The organism is Roseomonas marmotae (genome assembly GCF_017654485.1).
In the GTDB taxonomy this organism is placed as follows: domain Bacteria; phylum Pseudomonadota; class Alphaproteobacteria; order Acetobacterales; family Acetobacteraceae; genus Pseudoroseomonas; species Pseudoroseomonas marmotae.
Map to the genome: position 1 here is coordinate 60,952 of NZ_CP061092.1, position 24,843 is coordinate 85,794.

Genomic DNA, 24,843 nt, shown 5'->3' on the forward strand with positions numbered 1-24,843 from the left:
TTCACGCCTTGCCTTTCTAGAAGCCCCATTTCGTCACCAGCGCCATGCATTCAGCCGCAGGCAGCGTATTCACGGCCCCTCTCCTCCCCTGCTCTATGGCTTTACTTTTTCTATAAGAGACTTCGGCTGACCGATCCTCGGTATCGCTCATCTCGGATGCCCAGCGCGCCGGTGACGCAAAGAGGTAGGCGCTGGTCCACTGGCACCAGCGCGCCGTGCCGTGCAGTGTCACGACCACGCCGCGGCGGACGTGGCCCATGATGCCGGCGGCCTCGATGCGGGCGATGGCGAGTTGCACAGTAGAACGCGCACAACCCGACCAGCGGGCCAGTTGCTCTATGCTGGGGTCACAGACGCCGTGCCGGGACGGGCCGCGATAGAGCAGCGTCCAAAGCACGATGATGCCGGTGCGGCGTAGGCACCCACCATGCAGGCCCGGTTTATGGCTTCGGCGCTCCAAGCGACGGGCGGCTTCCATGATGCGGCGTCGGTCGGCGTCGCCCAGGCGCTGGCGCTGCCAGGCGGCGATACGCACGGACCCGGCACGGGCCGGACGTGTGGAAATAGGCATGGCCTTCGCCAGCCTGCGACAGAATGCAGTATCCCATCACCGCAAAGAGCTTAGAAAGCTTGCGATGTCGGCCGCAAACGGATAGCCTGTGGTTGTCACGCCTTGGGGCTATACGCTCTGAGATGAAGGGGTCAGTCTGGCGGTTCTGCTGCTGGGCTGGCCCTTTCTGTTTCTGGGCGAATCAAGACCACGCACCATGCGCGGCCGGGACCATGATTCCCGCACCGCGCGCGTATAGCAAGTCTTTGCTTTTAGGTGGAAAAGCTAGAAAGATAGCTAGCTTTCTTTTCCGCGCGAGGCATTTCCAGGAAAGTTAGAAAGCTAGCTTTCTCCGAGAGAAGGACATCAACCCGTTGACTCGGCTATAACACGGCCTTTAGCTAGCTAGCTAGCTTTCTGGCAGATCCAGCGACCGTAGCTGCTTCTGAACCCAGTTCCGCAACGCCTCCTCGATAATGGTCTGCTTGGGCCGGCTCAGATTTTTATGAAGATATTCGAGCTGGAGCATCAGCGGCTCTGGCAGTTTGGCGTTCAGTTGCAGGCGTAGGTCGGGACGTACCTTGGGGTCGAGCCAGGGCAGATCCGGCCGCTGCGGTGACGACGGAGCCGCGGAAGCATCGGCAATGAAGTCCTCAGGCCGCTGGGGACGGCGGCTAGGCATCCTGATAGCCATGACTCAGGCCTTTCCGAACAGCTCGTCATGCAGGAAGGCGATCTCGCTGCAGGCCTTGGGATCGCGGCGCGCCATTTCATCGACGGTAAGCCCCTCACCTGCAGAATGGTTAAAGGCCGCCCGGAACACGGTCATGGTGTTCAACAGCCGGAAGCGCGGCATTTCCGCCAATACCTCCTGCGCCTCGCGCCGAGCCCGGTCGGCCGCTGTCGGCGGAACCTGGGACAGGACGACAACGGCTCGCAGGTTGTCGTTGAAGCCCTCGGCCAGGGCCACGACTTCCTGCATCTTCAGCAGCGTCCAGAAATCGAAGGAACCCGGCCGCAAGGGCATCAGAAGAGTGTCGGCTGCCAGCATGGCGGCACGGAATTCCTGACTGTCGGCGCCACCTGTATCAACCACGACGTCATTATAATGGCGAGCCAACTCTTTCAGCTCGACATGCACCTTCCCCCCACGCAGAGAGACGCATGGTACCTGCGGTACTTCGGGATGCTCCTTTCGGGCATCACTCCAGGTCGAGGAAGTGCCTTGGCTATCAGCATCCACCAGGACCGCGCTCCGGCCGAGCGCCTTGCGAGCGACGACCAGATGCGTCGCCAGCGTCGTCTTGCCGACACCACCCTTTTCTCCGCCAACCATTAAAATCACGTGGCGACTCCTTCACCCCGACATTAGCTAGCTATCTAGCTTTCTTTCTTCGCATTTTGCAAGAACCACCTCAGATTCTGTCGGCGCATGTGGGGCAGGATGCCTATCCTTCTTGCTGCACATGGAAGCTCATCCAGTCAAAGCTAGAAAGCTAGAAAGCTAGAAAGCTAGAAAGCTCTTCAACAGCTGGATTCTACAAAAGCTTCTAAGGTCCCGAGGGATGGACAAGAATGATATGTCCCGGCATCGGAGGCTCCGATGCCGTAGTTCGTGTCCTGCGGCCGTCTCCTGCACAGGGTGCTGCCTGAATCTGAGCGCATAGCGAGCGTATCATCCCGGTTATCGCAATGGCGTTCGCTGGCACGAAGCTGCTGCCGGATGTAGCCCGCACAAGACACGCCACCACCGCTTCATTTGCTGGGGTGGTAGGGGTGTCTTCAACCACATCGTTGCGGGTCGACCGGCCGTAAGGGAATGAGCCAGATCGGATCTGGTCGATGATCAATGTCATGATCGCATATGGTCGCCCATGGGAAGACCATCCTCGCGCCACGGGTATGCGGCCGTCATCCTGATGCTGGCCCATCGCCATGCGCCTGCATCCTGATCAGTAGCACGTTTCGACAGCGCCCCTTCCTCCGATGGGATTCTCCGTATGACAGAGCATTTCTTGCGGCGGCCCCGTATCAAGAACATGTCCTGAGGGCTCAAGGGGCGGCCGACGTGCCCGCCTGTTCGAGTCTGCCGTTTGTCTCGCCTTCAACATCTTGGACGAAGCTAGGAAGCTAGGAAGCTAGGAAGCTAGCTTTCTCAATTAAACGTTTAAAAACAACAGATTTCTGAAATACTTCAATTAGAAATTTCGTATGCATCCGGCGAGCACCGCGGTCCTGCCTATTTGGTATCGCCGGGCTGAGGAGGGGCTTTCCCCGCTACCCGTTCATCCTCGATGATCTGTTTCAGGTTATCGATGCCGTCCTGGGTGAATGCGGTCACGCCATCCTCGCCGACGCCGTAGACGTGCAGGCAGCCGTCTTCGGGGAACATGTCGATGGAAAGGTCGTGCAGCCAGTCTTCGTCCTCACCGAGCAGGGCGGCGACATGGCCGATCGTGAATACGGCCGAGATGGCAGCCACCTCAGGCTGCCTGGTCGCGCCGCGCCTGGCGGGCCTGCCAGTTCCAGGGCAGCAGCTCGTCGAGCTTGCTGGCCGGGTGCTCTGCGATTCGGTCCAGCACATCGGCCAGCCAGGCCTGGGGGTCGACATCGTTCAGCTTGGCGGTGACGATCAGCGAGTACATTGCCGCGGCACGCTGTCCCCCGCGGTCCGAACCTGCGAACAGCCATGACTTTCTGCCCAGGGCGATACCGCGCAGGGCGCGCTCGGCCGCGTTGTTCGACAGGCATATCCGGCCGTCGTCGAGAAAGCGGGTGAATGCCACCCAGCGCTTGAGCATGTAGTCCATGGCGCGCGCCAGGTCGTTCGTGCGTGACAGCCTCGCACGCTGTTCGCGCATCCAGAGCTCGAGATCGGCCGCCAGGGGGGCGCTCAACGTCTGTCTTACGGCACGGCGCCGCTCGGCACTCTCGCCGTTGATGTCACGCTCGATATCGAACAGGGCGTCGATCCGCCGAACCGCCTCCAAAGCGATGGGCGAGATCACCCCGGGCGACTTGCCCGCGGCAACGCGCCGGGCGTTCTGCGCCAGATCCGCCAGCGCAAAGAACGGCCGCCGTGCATGCACCCAGCAGGCCGCCTCCAGGATCGGTCCCGGCTGGCGATTGGCCTCGTAGAGCTTGCCATAACCGCTATAGGCGTCGGCCTGAAACAGCCCGGCATAGTTAGCCAGATGCGCCTGCGGATGCGTGCCGCCGCGATCGCGCGAGTAGTAGAACATGGCCGCCGGCGCCGCCGTGCCGCCAAATGGCCGATCGTCGCGCACATAGACCCAACATCGCCCCGTGTCGGTCTTGCCGCTGGCCAGCACCGGCACGGTCGTATCGTCGCCGTGCAGACGCCCAGCGGCCAGGACATGCGCCTCGAGACGCTGCGACAGGGGCGACAGCACCGCGCAGCAGGCCCCCACTTGGTCGGCCAGGGTCGAGAGGCTGAGCGGTACGCTCTCCCTGGCGTAGCGCTCGGCCTGGCGGTTCAGTGGCTGGTGCTGGCCGAACTTCTCGAACAGCACCATCGCCAGCAGGTTGGGGCCGGCCCAGCCGCGCGCAATCACATGGAACGGCGCCGGCGCCTGGCTCACCTTCTCGCAGGCCCGGCAGGAGAACTTCTCCCGCACGTGCTGGATGACCTTCCAGCTGCGCGGGATCACCTCCAAGGTCTCGGTGATATCCTCGCCCAGTTTGCGCAGCCGCGCGCTACCGCAGCACAGGCAGGTGGTGGGCGCGGGCTCGACCACGCGCTCGCGCGGCAGATGGGCGGGAAACGGCTGGCGTGCCGGGCGCCTGCGGGTGAAGGGTGCAACATCCGTGGTCCGCGCGGCCGCTTGCTCGGCAGCCATCTCGTCCGCGGTCGCGGAGCTCTCCAGTTCATCGAACCTCAGGGCCAACTGATCGAGCAGCCGCGCGCTGCGCTCCGACCGCTGGCCATAGAGTTGATGCCGCAGCTTGGCGATCTGCAGCTGCTGGTGTGCGATCATGGCCTGGTCATCGGATGCCCGGGCAGTGGCAATCGCCAGATCCGCCTCAATCTGCAGGGCGTGCGCCGTCGCTGACAGCAGCGCCGCCTTTAGCGCATCGATATCGTCCGGCAGGGCATCGGAGGGTCTGACCACGGCGAGGATGGATTTACAAAATCCCACCGCCTGCCTCTGAAAACTGCGCCGCCAACCATCACCCAGCGCAAACTGGCCGGAAGGTGTGGCGCGGGTTCCGCCAGTCGATGCCGTCGAGCATGTAGCCCAACTGAGCGGCGGAAATCCCCACCACCCCGTCGGTTGGCGAGGGCCACAACAAACGACCCTTCTCCAACCGCTTGGCGTAGAGCGACATGCCAATGCCGTCGTGCCAGACGATCTTTATCAGGTCGCCTCGGCGGCCCCGGAAAACGTAGAGATCGCCGGCATGAGGGTCACGCCCGAGCGCCTGCTGTACCTGCAGCGCCAGGCCGTTCATGCCGCGCCGCATGTCCGTATGGCCCACCGCCAGCCAGACCCGGACACCAGAGGAAACCGGGATCATCCGCGCAATGCCGCCATTACGCGCCGCAACGCGGTGGAGCTGATCGCCTCGCTGACGCGGATGACCGTGCCGTCCGGCGGGGCTATTTCGATCCGGCCGGCGGCGATTGTGTCGAGCACCGCCGGTGCAGCCGCCGGTACCACATCGACCTTGGAGGACGGCGCCGGCAGATCCGTCGTGACCTGCAGCGGCATGAACATGGGGGCAGGCTCGGCCACCAGCATTCCCTGGCGCGCCTGCTTGCGCCAAGCCCACAGCACGCTGCGGCTGACCTCGTGCTGGCGTGCCACTACGGCAAAGCACGCCCCGGGACGTTCAGCCTCCGCCACGATCCGGAGCTTGTCCTCCACCCGCCATTGCCGCCGCCGCTCGACGCCGCTGATGATCTCCATGCTCCAAACCGCCCCCGTCCTTAACGACGCTCCTACGAGCGTCGATAAGATCAGAAGACAGATTTGGCCCCCTGCCAGAAGGCGGCCGTCACCGGAGGGCTACGAAATTTCTGAATGAAAACTTTTGGTCCGGATGATTACCAAGTCCGCGAGCTTCAAGAAAGCTACGCACCCGGCGCCACGAGACCCACCGCCACTGCCACATAAATATTGCCGGTGAAGTCATCTCTATCAGTCGAGCAGGAGATGGCGTGATCATGACCACCCATCGTTACACGCCGCGGTACCCACTGAGGATGCCAAGGACATCATGCCGCATGGGGCAATCGCCTGGGCTTCGGCCTGGCCTGGCCTAATTCGCGTAGCGGCGGGTCATGCTGGCGCAGAAGGCCGCGAATTCGTCGATGACCTGCGGCGGGCTGGTATGGTGTGGCGCAATGCCGCGATGCTCCGGCGTGAAGCAGAAGGTTATGGTGACGTCGAAATCCTGCAGAGCCGTCATCTGCCGGTCGAACCAGCCCAGCGCACCAGGGCGGAAGCTGTCGGCCCAGGAGATGCCGGTACGCAGGTGCCTGACGCCCAGCCGCTTCAGCCAGGCTACGGCATCATCCAGCCGGTGATCGTGGTAATGGAACCACTGGCAGATGCCCATCTCAGGCGTATGTCCGGCGAACTGCTCCAGCGCTGGCTTAGGCGACCCGTCCTCCCGCAACAGTCCCATATAGAAGTGCCGGTAGTAGGAAGAGCCCTCTGCCTCGCGGTGCCGCGTTGTCGCCTCCCAGCTGCTCGGCAGGTCATAGAGGCTGTACCAGAGGATACGCGGGGCCAGACCCTTCAGCAGCCTGGACGTCTTGTTAACGCCCCAGGCTTGCACTTCCTCCGAACCGAAGGAGGAGACGCCGACCTCGGAAACCCAGACCGGCAGATCCGTCACTGCCTTGATCTCGTTCAGCTTGGCCGGCCATTGGTCGATCGGCCAAAGGTTCCAGTCGAGCGGGAACCCATGCACGGCGACCGCGTCCATCTGCGCCAGCACGCCACGCTGCTCCATCTTCATAATGAAGACAGGGTCGATAGGGGAGATGCCACCCAGGACCCTGGTGATACGGGAGTTCTCGGCACGGATGGCCTCGCCCGCCAGCCGCGCGGTGTCCGCGAAGATGGACCAGTCCGGGTCGATCTCCGGGTCCCAGTGCGACTTGTTATTAGGCTCGTTCCAGATCATCGCGGCTTTCATCATCAGCCGGGGGTCCTCGCAGGATAAACGGCGGCGGCACCGCTGGCCGGCATGGCGCGGCGACAGAGATAGACCTCGGGATCGGGGTTCTGGAGGATCTGGAATCCGCTGTTTCGCAGCATCGCCTCGGCGCAGGCACGGTTCGGCACCCACCAGTTGGTCGAATCCCCGGCGTAGCGATGCTCGATGAACTGCATGCGAGGAAGGTCGGGACGCTCGAACGGCGCAGTGTCGGTGAAGGCGTAGTTCTCCGCAACGGGCCCCACCTCAGCGCTACCGCGCTGCATGGACTGGAAGAGCAGCAGGTCGCGCGCCACATGCTCGTGGATCAGGTCCAGCGCCAGCAGCGGATGGCGCAGGTGATAGAGCACGCCCATGAAGATCACGAGGTCGAAGCGCTCCCCCAGCGCGCCAACATCATAGACTTCCATCTGCCGGAATTCGATCTCCTGGTTCAGGATGCGGGCGGCGAAGCGAGCCTGTTCCAGATACCGCTCGTCATGATCGATGCCGAGTACTCGCGCCGCGCCGCGCCGCTTCATCTCCAGCGCATAGAAGCCGCCGTTGCAGCCGATATCGAGCACGCTCAATCCCGTCATGTCCTGCGGCAGGACATGGGAAAACTGTTGCCAGAACTGCCCGGGGTGATTGCCCAGCGGGTGGTCGGGTGCCGTCCAGACGCCGTTGAGATCGATGTTGTGGAACCATTTGCCCAGCGCGGCCACGCCGGCGCGCACCGCGTCCTGCGAAGAATGCACGGTCATGCCGGCTCTCCCTTTTCCATTGCCACATGGCCATTGGCGGCGAGATGCGCCACATCGTTCAAGCCCAGAAGCTTGCCGCCTCCTGGCCAGAGCGCCAGGGTGCTGACCGAGGCCGGGCTGACCTCCAGCCGCTCATAAGCCTGCAGCGGCAGGCTCAGGAGATGCAGAACCGCCGCGCGAATGATCTCGGCATGGCTGATCAGGGCGACGCGCCCCTCCGGGTGCCGCGCCTGAAGGCCTTTCAGCAGCGCGACGACGCGCTGCCGCACCGCCGACATCGCCTCACCGCCCGGCGCCACGGCATGGTCGCGGTCGCTGTTCCACGCCCGCCAGCGTGGATCGGTCTCCAGCACCGTGAAGCCCAGCCCGGTCCATGCGCCGAAATCAACCTCTTCGGCTTCGGGGGCAGGGACCGGCTCCGGTCCGCCCGGTTGCGCGATGGCCGCGGCCGTCTCCCGGCAGCGTTGCAATGGGCTGGTATAAAGGGCGTCGAGCGTCCCTGGCGGGAAGCGGCCGGCCAGCCGGGCGGCCTGCCAGCGCCCGTGCTGGCCGAGCGGGACTCCGGGCATCCTGCCGCAGAGGAGGTCGCCTACGCGGTCATGCGCGGCATGGCGCAGCAGGAACAGGGTCAGAGCCATCGCCGCGGCGTCAGTCCAACCCCTGGATGAAGCGCATGGTGCGCTCCCGTGCCTCGTTATCGGTGAACTGCTGGGGCGGCGACTTCATGAAATAGCTGGAAGGACCTGTCAGCGCGCCGCCGATGCCACGGTCGAGCGCCAGCTTGGCGCAGCGCACCGCGTCGATGACGATGCCGGCGGAATTCGGCGAGTCCCAGACCTCAAGCTTCAGCTCCAGGTTCAGCGGCATGCCACCGAAGCTGGTACCCTCGATGCGGATCTGCGCCCATTTCCGGTCGGTCAGCCAGGGCACGAAGTCGCTCGGGCCAACATGGACATTGTCGGCTGGCAGCGGGGTGTCGAACTGACTGGTCACGGCCTGCGTCTTGGAGATCTTCTTGGACTCCAGGCGTTCGCGCTCCAGCATGTTCTTGAAATCGGCATTGCCGCCGAAATTCAGTTGGTAGGTGCGGTCGATGCGCACGCCGCGCTCGCGGAAGAGGTTCGCCAGCACGCGGTGCACGATGGTGGCACCGACCTGACTTTTGATATCATCGCCGATGATCGGCAGCCCGCGCTCGGAAAAGCGCCGCTGCCAGGACGGATCGGAAGCGATGAAGACGGGGATGCAGTTGACGAAGGCGCAACCGGCCTTCAGCGCCTGCTCGGCATAGAACTCCGAGGCATGCTGCGAGCCCACCGGCAGATAGGACACCAGGACATCCGTCCGGCTGCGGCGCAGCACCTCCGCCACATCGGTCACGGGGTCTTCGGCTTCCTCGATCTCCTGCCGCAGATAGTGGCCCAGGCCATCCAGCGTCGGGCCGCGATGCACCGTCACGCCGCTTCGCCGCAGTTCGGCGAAAATCTGCGTGTTGTTCGGCGGTGCCGCCAGGGCCTCCGAGAGATCCCGCCCGACCTTGGCCGCCGTGACATCAAAGGCGGAAGCGATCTCGATATCGCGCACGCGGTAGCCACCGAGATCGGCATGCATCAGCCCCGGCGGAGGCTCATTCGCTGCGGCATCCCGGTAATAGGTGAGCCCCTGGACGAAGGAGGAAGCGCAGTTGCCGACGCCGACCACACCGACGCGAAGTGATGCTGAACCCGACACGACACCTCCATCCCGACTCTTTGGTATGCTTGCCGTGCGCCCGATCCTGTGGCGTGATTTCCGCAGTAGCGCGGCCCAGGTGCAGCTTTCAACGACGGCGCGGCATCTAAGTTGATCCTGCCGTTGATAATATTTTGATTCCCCGTCACGTCTGGTCGTTTCTTGCCTGGAGAAACACGGCCGCTACGCTTCGAGCACAACTTCGTGCCTTCCATTGGTCCGTCGGATCACGACCAAGTGATCCCATGGGTCCTTATGCTTTCCTGCAACCTGGCGGGAACTGCCTGTGGAATTGCTAACTCCTGCGAAACCATGGCTATGCAGTAACGTTCTGATTTGGGATCATCTTCTACTTACCTACTCCGCCGGGTTCCACGTGCGGATGGGATTCATCACCGTGCCCGCTGTAACGGGCGCCTGCCACAAGGGCTAGTGCATGAAAGAAACCATCCTGATCACCGGTGGTGCGGGTTTCATTGGCAGTCATGTGGCACGGGCTCTTCTGGAGCGAGGGTACAAGGTCAGGGTCATCGATAGTCTGATTGATCAGGTTCATAATGGCCGTGGCCCGACTCTGCTGGCCCCCGAGGTCGAGTTCATCAAGGGTGACGTGCGGGACGAGGGCGCCTTGTCCCAGGCGCTGGAAGGTGTTGGCAGCGTCATTCACCTCGCCGCCGAAGTCGGTGTCGGGCAGAGCATGTATGCGATCGACCGTTATGTGTCGGTCAATGAACTCGGCACCGCGACGCTGTTCCAGCAACTGATCCGCCGCCCCGTGCGCCGCGTCGTCGTCGCCTCCTCGATGAGCATCTATGGCGAGGGGCTCTATCGCGACGCCGATGGCCGCCTCCATGAGGATGTGCTGCGCGCCCCGCGGCGCGATGCCTCGGCGGGGTGGGATCCGCTCGACCCTCTCGGGCGGCCGCTGCTGCCGGTGCCGACGCCGGAAGGCAAACGACCGCAGCTCGCCTCCGTCTATGCCATCAATAAGTATATGCAGGAGCGGATGACGCTGACCGTGGCGCCCGCCTATGGAATGGAAGGCGTCGCCCTGCGGCTCTGGAATGCCTATGGGCCCGGGCAGGCGCTCTCCAACCCCTATACAGGTGTGCTGGCCATCTTCGCCGCCCGGCTGCAGAACCGGCAGCGGCCGATGGTCTTCGAGGATGGGCAGCAACGGCGCGACTTCGTTCATGTCGGCGATGTGGCGCGAGCCTTCATGCTCGCGCTGGAGCATCCCCGCGCGGCAGGGCAGGTCTATAATGTCGCCAGCGGCCAGGACCGCACGGTCGAGGAGGTGGCGCTGGCCCTCGCGGCGGCCATGGGCTGCCCGGACCTGACACCCGAGATCACCGGCAAGGCCCGCAGCGGCGATATCCGTCACAACATCCCGGACATCACGCGCATTCAGAGCGAGCTGGGCTTCACCGTCGCGCGCGATTTCCAGAAGGACCTCGCCGAACTGGCGGAATGGGTGGCTGCGCAGCAGGCCGAGGACCGCGTGCTTCAGGCCCGACGCGAGCTGGAGATGCGGGGGCTGGTCGCGTGAGCGGGGCCGGCGGCGGCATGGGAAGGCCTGCTCTCACGGGGCGGCGCCCCGTCCTGGTCACAGGCGGCGCCGGCTTCATCGGCTCCAACCTCGCCGACCGGCTGGCGCAGCAGGGGCATGACGTGCTGGTCTTCGATGCCCTGGCTCGCCCTGGCGTCGAGGCCAACTTGGCCTGGCTGCAACAGCGCCATCCCGCCCGCATTTCCACGATGGTCGCCGATATCCGCGATGCCGCCGCCGTGGAGGAGGCGCTGCGCGACGCACAGGTCGTCTTCCATCTGGCGGGTCAGGTGGCGGTGACCACCAGCCTGGTGGCGCCGCAGGATGATTTCGACATCAACCTGCGCGGCACCTTCATGCTGCTGGAGGGGCTGCGGCGGCGCGGGGGCGGGGTACCGCTGGTCTTCGCCAGCACCAACAAGGTCTATGGCAATCTCGGCGATGTCGCGCTGGAGCAGGTCGGCGAATGCTATGTGCCGTCCGATCCGGCGGTCCGAGCTTCCGGCATCGGCGAGGCCCGGCCGCTCGATTTCCACACGCCCTATGGCTGCTCGAAGGGTGCGGCGGACCAGTATGTGCTGGATTTCGACCGCAGCTTCGGCGTGCCGACGGTCGTGCTGCGGATGAGCTGCATCTACGGCCAGCGCCAGATGGGAACCGAGGACCAGGGTTGGGTCGCGCATTTCCTGATCCGCGCCCTGAAGGGCGAGCCGATCAGCATCTTCGGCGATGGCCGCCAGGTGCGCGACGTGCTGCAGGTGGATGACGCGGTCAGGGCCTATCTGAACGCCTGGGGCCGCATCGGCACGGTGCATGGCCGGGCCTTCAATCTCGGCGGCGGGCCCGGCAATGCCATCAGCCTGCGGCAGCTTGTCGCGGCGATCGAGGAACTGCTCGGCCGCCGGGTCGAGCTGCAATTTGCCGACTGGCGGGCAGGGGACCAGCGCTACTACGTCTCCGACACCCGCGCCACGCGGCTTGAGCTGGGGCTGGCGGAGCCGACATCCTGGCGCGCGGGCGTCGCGGCGCTGGCCCAGTGGCTGGAGAGGGAAGGGGGGCTGCAGGCCGCGACCAAGCTGGAGGCCCTGACGTGAGGAGGCCTCCGCCCCCCTGCGCCGCCACGCATACTCAACGCCGGGTGCGGTATGTCGGCGCCCTCGACTGAACCCGCCGGACAGCCGCGGATCTTCCTGACCACCGACGCTGTCGGCGGCGTCTGGACCTATGCCCTGGACCTGGCGCGGGGATCGTCGGCGCGTGGTATGGCCATCACCCTGGCCGTGCTGGGTCCGCCTGCCAGCCCCGCGCAGATGGCCGAGGCAGGCTCCATTCCCGGCTGCCGTCTGCTGCCGACAGGACTCCCGCTGGACTGGGCGGGCGCCGATGCCGCCACTCTGCGGGCCGCCGGACGGGCCCTGGCCGCTCTGGCGGCCGAGGAGGGCGCGGAGCTGGTGCATCTGAACAGCCCGGCCCTGGCGGCCCATGCCGGCTTCGCCGCGCCGCTGGTCATCGGCTGCCATTCCTGCGTCGCCACCTGGTGGCATACCGTGCGCGGTACCGCGCTGCCGCCCGACTTTGCCTGGCAGAGAGATCTGGTGGCCGCGGGCTATCACGCCGCGAAGCTTCTGGTGGCGCCGAGCGCGTCTTTCGCGCGGATGACAGAGCGGCTTTACGACCTGCCGGTGCCGCCGCGCGTCGTCCATAACGGCCGCGCTGCCCGTAGTCCCACGCCGGCGGCAGCCTCGCGCGAGGGCATCCTCGCCGCGGGCCGGCTCTGGGACGAGGCGAAGAACATCGCCCTGCTGGACCGCATCGCGCCCCGCCTCGCCATACCGATCGAGGTGGCGGGGCCGCTGGTCGCCCCGCATGGCGGTACGGCCAGACTGACGAAGCTGCGCCATCTCGGCCTGCTGGGCGCCGAGGAGATGGCCCACCGCTTCGCCGCCGCCGGCATCTTCGTCTCGCCCGCCCGCTACGAGCCCTTCGGCCTGGCGGTGCTGGAGGCGGCGCAGGCCGGCTGCGCCCTGCTGCTCTCGGATATCCCCTCCTTCCGCGAGATCTGGGGCGATGCCGCCGATTACGCGGCCCCGGATGACGAGGCCGGGTTCCTGGAGGGGCTGCACCGCCTCTCGGCCGATGCGGCCCTGCGCGCCCGGCGTGGCGCCGCGGCGCAGCAGCGCGCCGCCCGCTACAGCGGGGACGCCATGGTGGAGGGCATGATCGCGCTCTACCGCGACATGCTGCCGCAACGCATTCGCCTGGAGGCCGCCGCGTGAAGCTGGTCTATTTTACGCATTCCCTCGGTTCCTGCTGGAACCATGGCAACGCGCATTTCCTGCGCGGGGTGCTGCGCGAATTCATCCATCGCGGTGACGAAGTCCTGGCCATGGAGCCAGCCGGCGCCTGGAGCCTGGCGAATCTACTGCAGGACCACGGGCCCGCCGGGTTGGAAGCCTATCATTCCGCCTATCCCGAGTTGAGTTCGCGGCGCTTCGACAACTTCACGGCCTGCGAGGCCGCGGTCGAGGATGCCGATCTCGTCATCGTGCATGAATGGAACGAGCCGGCGCTGGTCGAGGCCCTGGGCAGGCTGCGCCGGCAGGGCGGGCGCTTCACGCTCCTGTTCCACGATACCCATCACCGCGCTGTCTCCGACCCCGGTGCCATCCGCGCCTTCGACCTCGATGGTTATGACGGCGTGCTGGCCTTCGGCGAGGCGCTGGCGGAAGTCTATCGCCGCTGGGGCTGGGGCGGACGTGTCTGGACCTGGCATGAGGCCGCCGATACCCGCCATTTCCGCCCGCCGGCCCAGGAAGGCCCGCGCGAGGGATTGGTCTGGATCGGCAACTGGGGCGATGGCGAGCGCAGCGAGGAAATTGAATCCATGCTGCTGCGCCCGGCGCGGGATGCCGGCCTGCCGCTCGACATTCATGGGGTACGCTATCCCGAGGAAGCGCTGGTCACCCTGCGTGGCTATGGCGTGGCTTTCAAGGGGTGGTTGCCGAATGCCCGCGCCCCTGAGGTCTTCGCGCGGCATCTGGCCACGGTGCATGTGCCCCGGCGCTTCTATGTGACGATGCTGCCGGGCATCCCGACCATCCGTGTCTTCGAGGCGCTGGCCTGCGGCATTCCGCTGCTCTCCGCCCCTTGGCGGGACAGCGAGAATCTCTTCCGCCCTGGCGAGGACTTCCTCTTCGCCGCCGACGATGCAGAAATGACTGCGCATCTGCGGGCCCTCCGGCACGATCCGGCGCTGCGCGCCTCGCTGGCCAGGAAGGGGCTGGAAACCATCCGCAGCCGCCATAGCTGCGCGCACCGGATGCGGGAACTGCTGAACATTCTGGCCCAGCTGCGGCCCGGGGCCCTGGTGGAGACTGCCGCATGAAGATTGCCTTCTTTGGTTCCAGCCTGCTGTCCTCCTACTGGAACGGCGCGGCGACCTATTATCGCGGCCTGTTGCGGGATCTCGCCGGCCGTGGCTACGACATCACCTTCTTCGAGCCCGATGCCTTCGACCGGCAGAAGCACCGCGATATCGAACCGCCGGACTGGGCACGCGTCGTCGTCTATGACGCGACGGAAGCGGCGCTGCGCGAGGTCATCTCTCGCGCGGCTGAAGCCGATGTGGTGGTGAAGGCGAGCGGCGTCGGCGTCTTCGATGAGGAATTGCTGGAAGGCGTGGTGCGCGCGGCGCGGCCCGGCGCCATCCGCATCTTCTGGGATGTCGATGCGCCGGCGACGCTGGCCGAGATCGCCGGTTCGCCCGAGCATGTATTGCGCCGCGTGCTGCCGAAGCTTGATTTCGTGCTGACCTATGGCGGCGGCCCGCCGGTGGTCGAGGCCTATACCGGCTTCGGCGCGCGGCGCTGCCTGCCCATCTACAATGCGCTGGACGCGGAGACGCATCACCCCGTCCCACGCGACCGCCGCTTCGCCGCCGACCTCGCTTTCCTGGGCAACCGGCTGCCGGACCGCGAGCAGCGTGTCGAGACCTTCTTCCTGGATGCCGCCGACCGGCTGCCGGGGCGGGACTTCCTGATCGGCGGCAATGGCTGGGAGAGCAAGCCGATGCCGCCGAATGTGCGGCATATCGGCCATGTCTATACACGCGACCACAACGCCTTCAACTGCTCGCCCCTCGCGGTGCTGAACATCGCCCGCGACAGCATGGCCTCCACCGGCTACTCGCCGGCCACCCGCGTCTTCGAGGCCTGCGGCGCGGGCGCCTGCCTGATGACCGATGCCTGGGTCGGTCTGGAGATGTTCCTGAAGGAAGGCGAGGAAGTGCTGGTGGCGCGCGACGGGCAGGACGTCGCCGAGCAGCTTGCGGCGCTGACCCCCATGCGCGCGCGTGCCATCGGCGAGGCCGGGCGCAGGCGCATCCTGGCGGGGCATACCTACGCCATTCGTGGCGCCGAGGTGGATGCGCTGCTGCGGCGCCAGGCCGAAGCCCTGCGCGATGGCGTGGCCGAGAGCGTCATGTGATGAAGGATGCGCCGCTCGACATCGTCGTACTCGGCCTTAGCCTCTCCTCCTCCTGGGGGAATGGCCATGCGACGACCTACCGCGCATTGCTGCGCTCGCTCGCGGCGCGCGGCCACCGCATCCTCTTCCTGGAACGCGACGTGCCTTGGTATGCCGCGCATCGCGACCTGCCGGAGCCGGATTTCTGCCGCCTCGCGCTCTACCCGGATCTGGCCGCGCTGCGTGGCTGGTCCGATGCCGTCGCCCGGGCCGACGCGGTCATCGTCGGTTCCTATGTGCCGGAGGGTGTGGCCGTCGGCCGCTTCGTGCAGGAGACGGCGAGGGGCGTCACCGCCTTCTACGACATCGATACGCCCGTCACTCTGGCCAAGCTGCGGAACGGGGATACCGAATACCTCTCGCCGGAGCTGATCCCGGGCTACGACGTCTATCTCTCCTTCACCGGCGGGCCGACGCTCGACCTGCTGATGGAGTGTTATGGCTCGCCCGCCGCGCGGCCGCTCTACTGCTCGGTGGATGCCGGAGCTTACCGGCCCCGCGATGTCGGCTTCCGCTGGGATCTCAGCTATCTCGGCACCTATAGCTCCGACCGGCAACCGGTGCTGGAGCGGCTGCTGCTGGAGCCGGCGCGCCGCGCGCCGGAGCTGCGCTTCGTCGTCGCCGGCCCGCAATATCCGGCCGATATCGTCTGGCCCGCCAATGTGGAACGGCTGGAGCATGTGTCCCCGTCGGACCACCCGGCCTTCTACAGCGCCAGCCGATACACCCTGAACGTTACGCGCGCCGACATGGTGCAGGCCGGCTACAGCCCGAGCGTGCGGCTCTTCGAGGCCGCCGCCTGCGGCACGCCGGTCATTTCCGATATCTGGGACGGGATCGAGACGGTGCTGAGACCAGGGCGGGAGATCGTCCTGGCCCGCGACGCCGGGGCGGTGCTGGCAGTACTTCGGGAGCAGGCCCCGACGGACCGCGACTGCATGGCCCGGGCGGCGCGCAGCCGCATCCTGGCCGAGCACACCGCCGACCACCGCGCCGTGGAACTCGTGGCGCATCTGAACGAGGCATCGGCGCGCAGGTCCACGCCTTCTCCGCAGGGGGGCTGGTCCGTGGCTTCTGCCCGTGGCGTGCTCACAGCAAAGCAGGGGGAGCTCCATGAAGAAGGCTAGGACGAAGCAAGTTCTCGTGGCTGGCGGAGCGGGCTTCCTGGGGTCGCATCTCTGCGAGGCGCTGCTGGCCGATGGCGCGCAGGTCTGGTGCCTGGACAATCTGCAGACCGGCCAGAGGCGCACGCTGCGGAAGCTGGAGAACGAGCCCCGCTTTACCTTCATCGAGGGCGATGTCATCGAGCCGGTTCCGGCCCGCCAGCTGCCACGGCAACTCGATCAGGTCTTCAACCTCGCCTGCGCCGCATCCCCGGTGCAGTATCAGGCGGACCCAGAGCACACGATGCTGACCAGCGTGCTCGGCACCCGCAACCTGCTGCGGCTGGCGGAGAAGCACGGCGCACGCTTCCTGCTGACCTCCACCAGCGAGGTCTATGGCGACCCGGAGATGCATCCGCAGGCCGAAAGTTACCGCGGCAATGTCAATTGCACCGGCCCCCGCGCCTGTTACGACGAGGGCAAGCGCGCCGCCGAGGCCCTGGCCTTCGACTTCCACCGTGCCAGCCGCGCCGAGGTGCGGGTGGCCCGCATCTTCAACACCTATGGCCCGCGCATGCGGGCCGATGACGGGCGCGTCGTCTCCAATGTCATCACCCAGGCGCTGGATGGGGTGGATATCACCGTCTATGGCGATGGCAGCCAGACGCGCTCCTTCTGCTATGTCGATGACATGGTCGACGGATTGATGCGGCTGATGGGTTACGACGGCGAGCAACCCGGCCCCGTCAATATCGGCAATCCCGTGGAGCTGACGGTCTCCGAACTGGTGCAGCAGGTGCTGGCCCTGACCGGCTCGCGCTCCTCCGTCATGTACATGCCGCTGCCGGAGGATGACCCGCGACGCCGCCGCCCTGATATCAGCCGCGCGACAAAGCTGCTCGGCTGGTCTCCGCGCACCCCGCTCTCCGCCGGGCTGCGGGCGACGGTGGAGTGGTTCTCGGTGGTGGAGGCCGAGGTGGAGCCGGTGCGGACCGATGTGCCCGCGGCGCGTGTCCCGGCGGGCTGAAGGATCGGTTCCATTGCCCCGCTTCCGGCCACAGGCTCTACTGCGCGCCGGGTTGAGGGAGGATGAGGCTTGGCCGAGATCGTAACGACCGAGGTGACGCATAGCCGCTGGTCGAGGCTGATGGTCGCGACGATCCGCCTGCCGGACGGACAGGTGACGAAGCGCGACATCGAGGATCACGGCGAGGCGGCGGTGGTGCTGCCCTATGATCCGGAACGGCGGATGGCCATGCTGATCCGCCAGTTCCGCACGCCCCCTTTCTATGCCGCCGGCGACGGCATGATGCTGGAGCCCCCCGCCGGAAGGCTGGACGAGGCGGACCCGGAAGCCTGTGCCCGGCGCGAGGCGATGGAGGAGATCGGGCTGCGGCTGACGCGGCTGGAGCCGGTTGCCCGTGTCTGGACCATGCCGGCTCTCTCGACCGAGCGCGCCTGGATGTATCTCGCGCCCTATGCCCAAGGCGACCGCGTGGCGAGCGGCGGCGGGCTGGCGGAGGAGCACGAGGAGATCGAGGTGCTGGAGATGCCGCTGGCTGAACTGGCGGCCATGGCCGATGCCGGGACACTGACGGAGCTGAAGCTGCTTCTGCTGGTGCAGACGCTGCGCCTGCGCCATCCCGGGCTTTTCACGCCCGCCTGACGCCCCGCTCACCCTGCCTCTTCCGGGAAGACTTCCTGCGGGCCTCCCCATACTCTCCTCCTCAGGAGGCAGGGGAACGCGCCCTTCGCCGATCCTGAGGCTCCGCGCATCCTTGTGCGGGCTCCGCTCCTCGTGAGCGCGCCCTGAAGGCGCTGCCGGGCGGGCCGGGATATCGCTATGGCCCCCGGCGGCACCGCTTCTCAAGTCCTTCGGAGAGCCTCTGGCGGTTGTCCGGGCACCTATGCCCCCCTTCATCCGCCTCACTTTCCCAGGGCTTCCACCGCCTTCCAGATCAAGTCTGTTCCACAAGCACAGAATTTTCAGTTCTAAAAAATAGTAAGATTAGCTGCCTAAATATCGAAAAACTTTACTTTCTCGTGGCGGCAGAACCATAAGTCGTTGATTTTTATATGTGGCACGGAATATGCCTGTGACACCACGCCTCCTGTGTTTATGAGGGTGTTATACTTATGAACTGGAAAGTGGGACTTCTTTTCGGTGGTATCATGGCAGCCGTTGCGGGTTTCGCGCCCAATGCGGAAGCGGCTCTGGCGCCCTGCCCGGATTCCTGGGTGGCGGACGAAACAACCCCTCTGGTGCATAATAACTGGCAGAGCGCGGCAAGCGCTTGCCAGTACCTGACTAATCCAGACCAGCATAATGCCGCCAGCATCGACAACATCAATGCCGCTGGTTTCTTCGGGTTCAGTGACTGGGAAAGCAACGGCCAGACCCAGATGGGCAACTATTCAGGGCTGACCGGCACGTGGTCGATCGCCGACGCGAACTTCGATCTTTACGACTACATCATTGTCTTCAAGGACGGCAAGAATACCAATCTGGTCGCCTTCCTCTTCAATGAGGAATTCAGCTCGGGCCACTGGAACACCCCGTTCCTCAACCCGCCCTTCAACCTGCCTGGTCAGTCCCAGGCGCATAGCGTGAGCCATGCGACCATCGCACGGCGGCCGAGCCTGCCTGTGCCCGAGCCCGCCAGCTTGGCGGTGTTCAGCGTCGGGCTTGTCGGGCTGGCAGTGGCGCGCCGGCGCAAGGCGATCTCCAAGGCCTAACCGCATGGATTGCCGGAAGGAGTGAAGGAGGCGACCTGCCCCGGACATCCGGGGCAGGCCTTCCGGCAACGCCGTGGCGCCCGCCGCTTCCGTGGCGGGCGCTGGCTATGAAACCCCGGCAGTCCGCCGGTGCTGCCGGAGCCAGTGGGAGAATGCGGCTTCATCGATGACGCCATTCACCAGATCCAGCATCCGCTGCACGACATCCGCCGCCGTGACATCCAGTTCGATGCCATTGACCTTCAGGAACAGCACGCAGCAGGACCAGCCCGTGCGCTTGTTGGCATCGTTGAAGGCGTGGTTGCTGGCGATCCCGAAGGCATAGGCGGCAGCGAGATCGAAGAGATCGATCTCCCCCGCCCCCGCATAGGCCAGCTTGTTCACGGGCCGTCCCAGCGCGCTCTCCAGCAGGCCCGGGTCCTTCAGCCCCTGGGCGCCGCCATATTCCCGGAGTGCCTGGTCATGCAGGAAGGCAACCGCATCGGCCTCCAGAAACTCCGGCTCAGTCACCGCTTGGCAAGTTCCTGCAGCGCATCGGCCTGCTCACGCAGCACCTCACGCGCCAGTTGCAACTGGCGCTCCAGCTTGAGGTTACGCTTCACCAGCTTCACGCCATCCGCCAGTTCGACCAGCGTCAGGTCCTGCCCGACCTCGAAGCCCATGCGGATGCGTGTCTCGGACGGGAAGGTGATCCCGACGGAATTACCTTGCTTGCGGACGGTGACGACGCTCATGACAGCCTCTCGTCTTACATTTCGTAAGACGAGGATATAGCGCTTCTAAGTGGAGAAGGGTAGGGGCCGTCAGGCCGTGCCATCCTGCTCCAGCATGGCCAGGAACAGGTCCCGGGCCGCGCAGGCGGCATGGCCGTACCAGGCCATGCCCAGGCCCCATTCCGGCAGCGTGGTGCCTTCCGGAAGTTCCAGCGGGCGGAAGACCACGCCCGGCACCCGCATCCGCGCGGCCCATTCCGGCAGCATGGCGATGCCGATCCCGGCGGCGACGAGGTTGACGATGGTCTGCTTCTCCTCCGCCTCCTGCACCACGCGCGGGGAGAGGCCAAGGCTGGCGAACAGCCGCATCACCCCGTCATGGCTGTGCGGACGGGCGTGGCGCGGCGGAAGGATCAATGGCAGCCCAGCCAGTTCCGCCAGATGCAGGCGGCGGCGGCCGGCCAGCGGATGCCGGCGCGGCAGCACGGCCACGGGATGTTCCTGCAACAGCAGCCGGAAGGCCAGGCCCGGCTCGGGCGCCGCCGGGGGACGGATGAAGCCCAGGTCCAGGCGGCCACCGCGCAACTGCGGCAGGATCTCCACGGATTTCGCCTCGACCAGCCGGATCTCGATCCGGGGGTGCAGGGCCCGGAAGCGGGCCAGCAGTTCCGGCAGCAGCCCGGCGGCCGCGCTGTCGATGGCACCGATCCGCAGCGTCTCATCCGGCATCTGCGCCAGGCCGCGCACCATCCGGCTGGCGGCGGCGGCGTGTTCCAGGATGGCGCGCGCCTCGGCCGCCAGGGCCGCGCCGGCTACGGTCAAGGTGACCTGCCGCGTGGTGCGGCGCAGAAGCGCGGTACCCAGTTCCTCCTCCAGCAGCCGCACCTGCCGGCCGAGCGCCGTCGGCAGCATGTTCAGCCGGACGGCGGCACGGCCGAAATGCAACTCATCTGCCACCGCCAGGAAGCACCTGAGCTGCTTCAGCTCCAATCCATCCTCCTGCCGGCCTTCCGCCTGCAGACTATCCGACCGCCGCCGGGCCGATAGCGCCCTGGAGAGAATTATCTCCTATTTTTGCATAATTTTTTGGATGCGGTCTCCGGCGTCACTCGGTTCTAGCCTGCCTGGTAACCACAGGAGGACGCCCAGCATGCGCGAATACAGCATCGCCGCCATTCCGGCCGATGGCATCGGCCCCGAGGTCGTCGCCGCCGGCCTGCAGGCCCTTGAGGCGCTGGAGCGGCGCATGGGCAGCTTCAGGCTGAATGTCGAGCAATTCCCCTGGGGTTCCGAATACTACCGCCGGCATGGCGTGATGATGCCGGCCGACGGGCTGCAGACGCTGAAGAAGTTCGATGCCATCTATTTCGGTGCGGTCGGCGCGCCGGATGTGCCGGATCACGTCACCCTCTGGGGGCTGCGGCTGCCGATCTGCCAGGGCTTCGACCAATATGCCAATGTGCGCCCCACCAAGATCCTGCCGGGGGTGACGCCGCCGCTGCGCGACTGCGGCCCGGGAGACCTGGACTGGGTGATCGTGCGCGAGAATTCCGAGGGCGAGTATGCCGGCCATGGCGGCCGCGCGCACAGGGGCCTGCCCGAGGAAGTGGCGACCGAGGTGGCCATCTTCACCCGCGTCGGCGTCACGCGCATCATGCGCTACGCCTTCCGGCTGGCGCAGGCGCGGCCGCGCAAGCTGCTGACGGTGGTGACGAAGTCCAATGCCCAGCGCTTCGGCATGGTGATGTGGGACGAGATCGCCGAGGAGGTCTCGCGCGAGTTCCCCGATGTCACCTGGGACAAGATGCTGGTGGATGCCATGACCATGCGGATGGTGCTGAAGCCGCAGAGCCTGGACACGATCGTCGCCACCAACCTGCATGCCGACATCCTCTCCGACCTCGCCGCCGCGCTGGCGGGCTCGCTCGGCGTGGCGCCCACCGGCAATGTGGACCCGGAGCGGCGTTTCCCCTCGATGTTCGAGCCGATCCACGGCTCGGCCTTCGACATCGCCGGCAAGGGTATCGCCAACCCCGTCGCCACCTTCTGGACCGGCGCGCAGATGCTGGAGCACCTGGGCGAGCCGGAGGCCGCCGCGCGGCTGATGCGCGCGGTGGAGCGGGTGACGGGCGCGGGCATCCTGACGCCCGATCTCGGCGGCAAGGCCACGACGAAGGAGGTCACGGAGGCGGTCTGCGACGCCATCCACAGCGCCAATATCTGAGCCGGCCAGCCTGCGGACCTAACTAGAACAAAACAGGAGGAATTCCGTCCATGCTGCAACGACGCACCCTGCTGGCGGCGGGCGCCAGCCTGCTCGCCACCCCCGCCCTGCGCTCCGCCCGGGCGCAGGGCTTCCCCGACCGCCCCATCACCATCACTGTGCCCTTCACGGCCGGCGGGCCCACCGATGTCATCAGCCGGCTGGTGGCCGAGGGGATGTCGAAGGATCTGGGCCAGCCGGTGGTGGTGGAAAATGTCACCGGCGCGGGCGGCACCATCGCCGCCGCCCGTGTCGCCCAGGCGCGGCCGGACGGCCACACGCTGCTGATGCACCATATCGGCCATGCCAGCACGGCGACGCTCTACCGCAAGCTGCCCTATGACGTGCAGGAGAGCTTCGCGCCGCTGGGCCTGGTCTCGGATGCGGCGATGACCGTGGTGGCGCGACCGGACTTCCCTGCCAGGGATCTGACGGGCGTTCTGGCCGCCATCAGGGAGCAGGGCGATGTCCTGACCCTGGCGCATTCCGGCCTGGGCGGGGCCAACCAGCTCTGCGGCATGCTGCTGCAACGCGCCGCTGGACGGGCGCTGACCAGCGTGGTCTTCCGCGGCAGCGCACCCGCCATCACCGACATGATGGCGGGCCGGATCGATCTCTTCTGCGACCAGGCGACCAATACCGCCCCCTTCATCCGGGATAACCGGATCAAGGCCTATGCCGTCACCCTGCCGCAGCGGGTGGCAGGGCTGGACCTGCCGACCACTGCCGAGGCCGGGGCGCCGGACCTGCTGATGAGCACCTGGCACGGCCTGTACGCGCCGCGCGGCACACCGGCGGAGGTCCAGGAGCGGCTCTCCACGGCCATACGTGCCGCGCTGCGCGATGAGCGGCTACTCGCCCGCTTCAGGGAACTGGTCACGGCCCCGGCCAGCCAGGACCGCGCCACCCCCGCCTATCACACCCGCTACCTGGCGGAGGAGGTGGCACGCTGGCGCCCCATCATCCAGGAAGCCGGTCAATACGCCGACTGAAGGCCGCCTTCCTGCGGAAAGGCGGGATCGCCCCGGACGGTGCCGTTCCGGCTATTCGGCATCGTCCTCCTCGCCTTCCTCGTCCTCCTCCTCGTCGAGCGGCACGAGGAACAGGATGGTCGCGGCATCCTCGTCCTCTTCTTCCTCTTCTTCTTCCTCGTCCTCTTCGCTCTCCTCGAACTCGGCGATTTCCTCTTCATTCGAGGGGCGCAGGTTGAGCGGGGCCTGGCCGTCCCAGAGAGGGGCGTTGTCCGTCCGGAGGCGCATGAGGTCGGCCTTGAAGCCTTCGCTCTCGAGGATGGCGCGCGCATCCTCTTCCTCGACATTCATGATGGCCGTCGGCTGGCCGCCGATTTCGAGCGTGAACATGGTTCCGATACCTCAGCAGGGATGATGGCCTCTTCAACGCCGCCACGGAGGGATCGTTTGCCGTGCCCCATGTCAGGGGCGCGCCGGGAACGCCGTGGAGAGCCATCCGCCGGACCCCATACAGGCAGGAGCGGGCATCAGCCAGCGCCCGGGCGGATATGGCGTGGCATTTCATGCTCCCGGAGCACGCTGGGGTCGTGCTCGCCGCATGCCAGGCGGGCCTGGATCCGCTCCTGCCGGGTGCCGTGCATCCGGGTGCCGAAGCCGGAATATGGCGGCCCGGCGGGTTTTCCCCAGATTACGGGGACAGGGCTGTGGATCACCGCGTGGAGAACTTGTGCCGGAGGCCGGATGAACGAGGACCGGGCGATATCACCGGGGCGAGCAGGGCTCGGGCGGGGCAGAACGGCGGGCTGGCGGCCCGGTGCCGCCCGACGCATGGTGTCTTCGGGAGGAAAAACACATGTCCGCTTCCGATTACGAGGTACTGGACGAGCGTTTCGCGCGCCTGCCCAACATGACGGCCCATGTTCACCGCCTCTATGACAGGTGCCACTGGGCGGAAGGGCCGGCCTATTTCCCGGCAGGGCGCTACCTCGTCTGGTCCGATGCGCCAAACGACCGCATGCTCCGCTACGACGAGACCAGCGATGCCGTCAGCGTCTTTCGCCAGCCCGCCCACAACAGCAACGGCAATACGGTGGACCGCCAGGGCCGGCTCGTGACCTGCGAGCATGGCACACGGCGCGTGACCCGCATCGAGCATGACGGCAGCATCACCGTCATCGCCGACCGCTACCGGGGTAAGCGGCTGAACAGCCCGAATGACGTGGTGGTGAAATCCGACGGCTCGATCTGGTTCACCGATCCCACCTACGGCATCGATTCCGACTATGAGGGCAACAAGGCCGAGAGCGAGATCGGCGCCTCCTATGTCTATCGCGTTGATCCGCAGTCGGGCGGGATCACGGTGGTCTGCGATGACTTCGTGAAGCCCAACGGGCTCGCCTTCTCCCCGGATGAAAGTCTGCTCTATATCGTCGATACCGGCCGCACCCATGGGCCGGAGCATCCGGCGCATATGCGGGTCTTCCAGGTGGAAGAGGGCGGCAGGCTGAGCGGGGGCAAGGTCTTCGCCGACTGCACCGCCGGGCTGTTCGACGGCTTCCGGCTGGATGACACAGGCCGGATCTGGACCTCGGCCGGCGACGGCGTGCATGCCTATGACCCTGACGGCACGCTGATCGGCAAGGTGCGCGTGCCGGAGGTGGTGGCCAATCTCTGCTTCGGCGGGCCCAAGCGGGACCGGATGTTCATCTGCGGAACCACCTCGCTCTACTCGGTCCGGATGTTCGTCAACGGCGCCAGGACCTTCTAGCGG

General features: G+C 66.1%; 27 protein-coding genes. 12 read left to right on the plus strand and 15 right to left on the minus strand.

Annotated elements, in window-relative coordinates:
• Positions 1 to 16 precede the first annotated feature (16 nt).
• The 11 genes from IAI58_RS17235 to IAI58_RS17285 form a co-directional block, all read right to left on the minus strand.
• Positions 17 to 535 (minus strand): helix-turn-helix domain-containing protein, encoded by a 519-nt coding sequence (locus IAI58_RS17235; RefSeq protein WP_207451397.1) that lies wholly within the window; start codon positions 533 to 535, stop codon positions 17 to 19.
• Between the two features lie 424 nt (positions 536 to 959).
• Positions 960 to 1,244: a hypothetical protein gene (locus IAI58_RS17240; protein WP_207451399.1), complete on the minus strand. Its 285-nt coding sequence runs from the start codon at positions 1,242 to 1,244 to the stop codon at positions 960 to 962.
• Between the two features lie 3 nt (positions 1,245 to 1,247).
• A complete protein-coding gene (locus IAI58_RS17245) occupies positions 1,248 to 1,886 on the minus strand; it encodes a nucleotide-binding protein (RefSeq protein WP_237182723.1) in 639 nt (212 codons plus the stop codon).
• Between the two features lie 903 nt (positions 1,887 to 2,789).
• On the minus strand, positions 2,790 to 3,032 hold the full coding sequence (locus IAI58_RS17250; protein WP_207451409.1) for a hypothetical protein: 243 nt from the start codon (positions 3,030 to 3,032) through the stop codon (positions 2,790 to 2,792).
• 1 nt (position 3,033) lies between these two features.
• Positions 3,034 to 4,683, minus strand: coding sequence for an IS66 family transposase (gene tnpC / locus IAI58_RS17255; RefSeq protein WP_207451413.1), 1,650 nt, complete (start codon positions 4,681 to 4,683; stop codon positions 3,034 to 3,036).
• Positions 4,684 to 4,741: 58 nt separating this feature from the next.
• The gene (tnpB, locus tag IAI58_RS17260; protein WP_208776110.1) at positions 4,742 to 5,089 is read right to left on the minus strand and encodes an IS66 family insertion sequence element accessory protein TnpB; all 348 of its coding nucleotides are present in this window, start codon (positions 5,087 to 5,089) and stop codon (positions 4,742 to 4,744) included.
• Complete coding sequence (gene tnpA, locus IAI58_RS17265; protein WP_207450348.1) at positions 5,086 to 5,481, minus strand: IS66-like element accessory protein TnpA; 396 nt, start codon at positions 5,479 to 5,481, stop codon at positions 5,086 to 5,088. The genes tnpB and tnpA overlap by 4 nt, the downstream gene beginning before the upstream one ends.
• A 352-nt stretch (positions 5,482 to 5,833) precedes the next feature.
• A complete protein-coding gene (locus IAI58_RS17270; RefSeq protein ID WP_207450350.1) occupies positions 5,834 to 6,721 on the minus strand; it encodes a glycoside hydrolase 5 family protein in 888 nt (295 codons plus the stop codon).
• Positions 6,721 to 7,482: a TIGR04290 family methyltransferase gene (locus IAI58_RS17275; RefSeq protein WP_208776112.1), complete on the minus strand. Its 762-nt coding sequence runs from the start codon at positions 7,480 to 7,482 to the stop codon at positions 6,721 to 6,723. The genes IAI58_RS17270 and IAI58_RS17275 overlap by 1 nt, the downstream gene beginning before the upstream one ends.
• Positions 7,479 to 8,120, minus strand: coding sequence for a histidine phosphatase family protein (locus IAI58_RS17280; RefSeq protein WP_207450354.1), 642 nt, complete (start codon positions 8,118 to 8,120; stop codon positions 7,479 to 7,481). The genes IAI58_RS17275 and IAI58_RS17280 overlap by 4 nt, the downstream gene beginning before the upstream one ends.
• Positions 8,121 to 8,130: 10 nt before the next feature.
• Positions 8,131 to 9,213: an inositol-3-phosphate synthase gene (locus IAI58_RS17285; RefSeq protein ID WP_207450356.1), complete on the minus strand. Its 1,083-nt coding sequence runs from the start codon at positions 9,211 to 9,213 to the stop codon at positions 8,131 to 8,133.
• 436 nt (positions 9,214 to 9,649) lie between these two features.
• Between IAI58_RS17285 and IAI58_RS17290 the strand changes: the two genes are divergently transcribed.
• The 9 genes from IAI58_RS17290 to IAI58_RS17330 all read left to right on the plus strand — a co-directional run bounded on the left by IAI58_RS17290 (position 9,650) and on the right by IAI58_RS17330 (position 19,125).
• On the plus strand, positions 9,650 to 10,762 hold the full coding sequence (locus IAI58_RS17290) for an NAD-dependent epimerase/dehydratase family protein (protein ID WP_207450358.1): 1,113 nt from the start codon (positions 9,650 to 9,652) through the stop codon (positions 10,760 to 10,762).
• A gap of 17 nt (positions 10,763 to 10,779) precedes the next feature.
• Entirely contained in the window at positions 10,780 to 11,856 is a 1,077-nt protein-coding gene (locus IAI58_RS17295; RefSeq protein WP_207450360.1) for an SDR family NAD(P)-dependent oxidoreductase, read from the plus strand.
• Between the two features lie 51 nt (positions 11,857 to 11,907).
• The gene (locus IAI58_RS17300; RefSeq protein ID WP_207450362.1) at positions 11,908 to 13,038 is read left to right on the plus strand and encodes a glycosyltransferase; all 1,131 of its coding nucleotides are present in this window, start codon (positions 11,908 to 11,910) and stop codon (positions 13,036 to 13,038) included.
• The gene (locus tag IAI58_RS17305; RefSeq protein WP_207450364.1) at positions 13,035 to 14,147 is read left to right on the plus strand and encodes a CgeB family protein; all 1,113 of its coding nucleotides are present in this window, start codon (positions 13,035 to 13,037) and stop codon (positions 14,145 to 14,147) included. Before IAI58_RS17300 ends, IAI58_RS17305 begins: the two co-directional genes overlap by 4 nt.
• Positions 14,144 to 15,247, plus strand: coding sequence for a CgeB family protein (locus tag IAI58_RS17310; RefSeq protein WP_207450366.1), 1,104 nt, complete (start codon positions 14,144 to 14,146; stop codon positions 15,245 to 15,247). Before IAI58_RS17305 ends, IAI58_RS17310 begins: the two co-directional genes overlap by 4 nt.
• Complete coding sequence (locus tag IAI58_RS17315; RefSeq protein ID WP_207450368.1) at positions 15,247 to 16,413, plus strand: CgeB family protein; 1,167 nt, start codon at positions 15,247 to 15,249, stop codon at positions 16,411 to 16,413. Before IAI58_RS17310 ends, IAI58_RS17315 begins: the two co-directional genes overlap by 1 nt.
• Entirely contained in the window at positions 16,400 to 17,416 is a 1,017-nt protein-coding gene (locus tag IAI58_RS17320; RefSeq protein WP_207450370.1) for a UDP-glucuronic acid decarboxylase family protein, read from the plus strand. The genes IAI58_RS17315 and IAI58_RS17320 overlap by 14 nt, the downstream gene beginning before the upstream one ends.
• 120 nt (positions 17,417 to 17,536) lie before the next feature.
• A complete protein-coding gene (locus IAI58_RS17325) occupies positions 17,537 to 18,055 on the plus strand; it encodes an NUDIX domain-containing protein (protein ID WP_208776163.1) in 519 nt (172 codons plus the stop codon).
• A 470-nt stretch (positions 18,056 to 18,525) separates the two neighbouring features.
• A complete protein-coding gene (locus IAI58_RS17330; RefSeq protein ID WP_207450374.1) occupies positions 18,526 to 19,125 on the plus strand; it encodes a PEP-CTERM sorting domain-containing protein in 600 nt (199 codons plus the stop codon).
• 105 nt (positions 19,126 to 19,230) lie between these two features.
• Here the strand turns inward: IAI58_RS17330 and IAI58_RS17335 are convergent, their stop codons facing one another.
• The 3 genes from IAI58_RS17335 to IAI58_RS17345 all read right to left on the minus strand — a co-directional run bounded on the left by IAI58_RS17335 (position 19,231) and on the right by IAI58_RS17345 (position 20,828).
• Complete coding sequence (locus IAI58_RS17335) at positions 19,231 to 19,635, minus strand: type II toxin-antitoxin system death-on-curing family toxin (RefSeq protein WP_207450376.1); 405 nt, start codon at positions 19,633 to 19,635, stop codon at positions 19,231 to 19,233.
• Complete coding sequence (locus IAI58_RS17340) at positions 19,632 to 19,859, minus strand: AbrB/MazE/SpoVT family DNA-binding domain-containing protein (protein WP_207450378.1); 228 nt, start codon at positions 19,857 to 19,859, stop codon at positions 19,632 to 19,634. The genes IAI58_RS17335 and IAI58_RS17340 overlap by 4 nt, the downstream gene beginning before the upstream one ends.
• A 69-nt stretch (positions 19,860 to 19,928) precedes the next feature.
• Entirely contained in the window at positions 19,929 to 20,828 is a 900-nt protein-coding gene (locus tag IAI58_RS17345) for a LysR family transcriptional regulator (protein ID WP_207450379.1), read from the minus strand.
• Positions 20,829 to 20,988: 160 nt separating this feature from the next.
• Here IAI58_RS17345 and IAI58_RS17350 point away from each other — a divergent pair, with 160 nt between their 5' ends.
• Together IAI58_RS17350 and IAI58_RS17355 are read left to right on the plus strand one after the other, a co-directional pair.
• On the plus strand, positions 20,989 to 22,062 hold the full coding sequence (locus IAI58_RS17350; RefSeq protein ID WP_207450380.1) for a tartrate dehydrogenase: 1,074 nt from the start codon (positions 20,989 to 20,991) through the stop codon (positions 22,060 to 22,062).
• Between the two features lie 50 nt (positions 22,063 to 22,112).
• Positions 22,113 to 23,093, plus strand: a complete 981-nt coding sequence (locus tag IAI58_RS17355; RefSeq protein ID WP_207450383.1) for a tripartite tricarboxylate transporter substrate-binding protein — start codon at positions 22,113 to 22,115, stop codon at positions 23,091 to 23,093.
• A 51-nt stretch (positions 23,094 to 23,144) separates the two neighbouring features.
• Here the strand turns inward: IAI58_RS17355 and IAI58_RS17360 are convergent, their stop codons facing one another.
• Positions 23,145 to 23,462: a hypothetical protein gene (locus IAI58_RS17360; protein WP_207450385.1), complete on the minus strand. Its 318-nt coding sequence runs from the start codon at positions 23,460 to 23,462 to the stop codon at positions 23,145 to 23,147.
• A gap of 463 nt (positions 23,463 to 23,925) precedes the next feature.
• On the opposite strand from IAI58_RS17360, the gene IAI58_RS17365 reads away from it, so the two are divergent.
• Positions 23,926 to 24,840: an SMP-30/gluconolactonase/LRE family protein gene (locus IAI58_RS17365; RefSeq protein ID WP_207450387.1), complete on the plus strand. Its 915-nt coding sequence runs from the start codon at positions 23,926 to 23,928 to the stop codon at positions 24,838 to 24,840.
• Positions 24,841 to 24,843 lie beyond the last annotated feature (3 nt).

Coding starts and splice junctions, on each gene's coding strand:
- tnpB (WP_208776110.1), bottom strand. CDS start 5,089: ATGATCCCGGTTTCCTCTGGTGTCCGGGTCTGGCTGGCGGTGGGCCAT.
- tnpA (WP_207450348.1), bottom strand. CDS start 5,481: ATGGAGATCATCAGCGGCGTCGAGCGGCGGCGGCAATGGCGGGTGGAG.
- IAI58_RS17270 (WP_207450350.1), bottom strand. CDS start 6,721: ATGATGAAAGCCGCGATGATCTGGAACGAGCCTAATAACAAGTCGCAC.
- IAI58_RS17280 (WP_207450354.1), bottom strand. CDS start 8,120: ATGGCTCTGACCCTGTTCCTGCTGCGCCATGCCGCGCATGACCGCGTA.
- IAI58_RS17360 (WP_207450385.1), bottom strand. CDS start 23,462: ATGTTCACGCTCGAAATCGGCGGCCAGCCGACGGCCATCATGAATGTC.
- IAI58_RS17315 (WP_207450368.1), top strand. CDS start 15,247: ATGAAGGATGCGCCGCTCGACATCGTCGTACTCGGCCTTAGCCTCTCC.
- IAI58_RS17365 (WP_207450387.1), top strand. CDS start 23,926: ATGTCCGCTTCCGATTACGAGGTACTGGACGAGCGTTTCGCGCGCCTG.
- IAI58_RS17330 (WP_207450374.1), top strand. CDS start 18,526: ATGAACTGGAAAGTGGGACTTCTTTTCGGTGGTATCATGGCAGCCGTT.
- IAI58_RS17325 (WP_208776163.1), top strand. CDS start 17,537: ATGGTCGCGACGATCCGCCTGCCGGACGGACAGGTGACGAAGCGCGAC.
- IAI58_RS17290 (WP_207450358.1), top strand. CDS start 9,650: ATGAAAGAAACCATCCTGATCACCGGTGGTGCGGGTTTCATTGGCAGT.
- IAI58_RS17340 (WP_207450378.1), bottom strand. CDS start 19,859: ATGAGCGTCGTCACCGTCCGCAAGCAAGGTAATTCCGTCGGGATCACC.
- IAI58_RS17320 (WP_207450370.1), top strand. CDS start 16,400: ATGAAGAAGGCTAGGACGAAGCAAGTTCTCGTGGCTGGCGGAGCGGGC.
- IAI58_RS17350 (WP_207450380.1), top strand. CDS start 20,989: ATGCGCGAATACAGCATCGCCGCCATTCCGGCCGATGGCATCGGCCCC.
- IAI58_RS17295 (WP_207450360.1), top strand. CDS start 10,780: ATGGGAAGGCCTGCTCTCACGGGGCGGCGCCCCGTCCTGGTCACAGGC.
- IAI58_RS17310 (WP_207450366.1), top strand. CDS start 14,144: ATGAAGATTGCCTTCTTTGGTTCCAGCCTGCTGTCCTCCTACTGGAAC.
- IAI58_RS17300 (WP_207450362.1), top strand. CDS start 11,908: ATGTCGGCGCCCTCGACTGAACCCGCCGGACAGCCGCGGATCTTCCTG.
- IAI58_RS17240 (WP_207451399.1), bottom strand. CDS start 1,244: ATGGCTATCAGGATGCCTAGCCGCCGTCCCCAGCGGCCTGAGGACTTC.
- IAI58_RS17245 (WP_237182723.1), bottom strand. CDS start 1,886: ATGGTTGGCGGAGAAAAGGGTGGTGTCGGCAAGACGACGCTGGCGACG.
- IAI58_RS17275 (WP_208776112.1), bottom strand. CDS start 7,482: ATGACCGTGCATTCTTCGCAGGACGCGGTGCGCGCCGGCGTGGCCGCG.
- IAI58_RS17355 (WP_207450383.1), top strand. CDS start 22,113: ATGCTGCAACGACGCACCCTGCTGGCGGCGGGCGCCAGCCTGCTCGCC.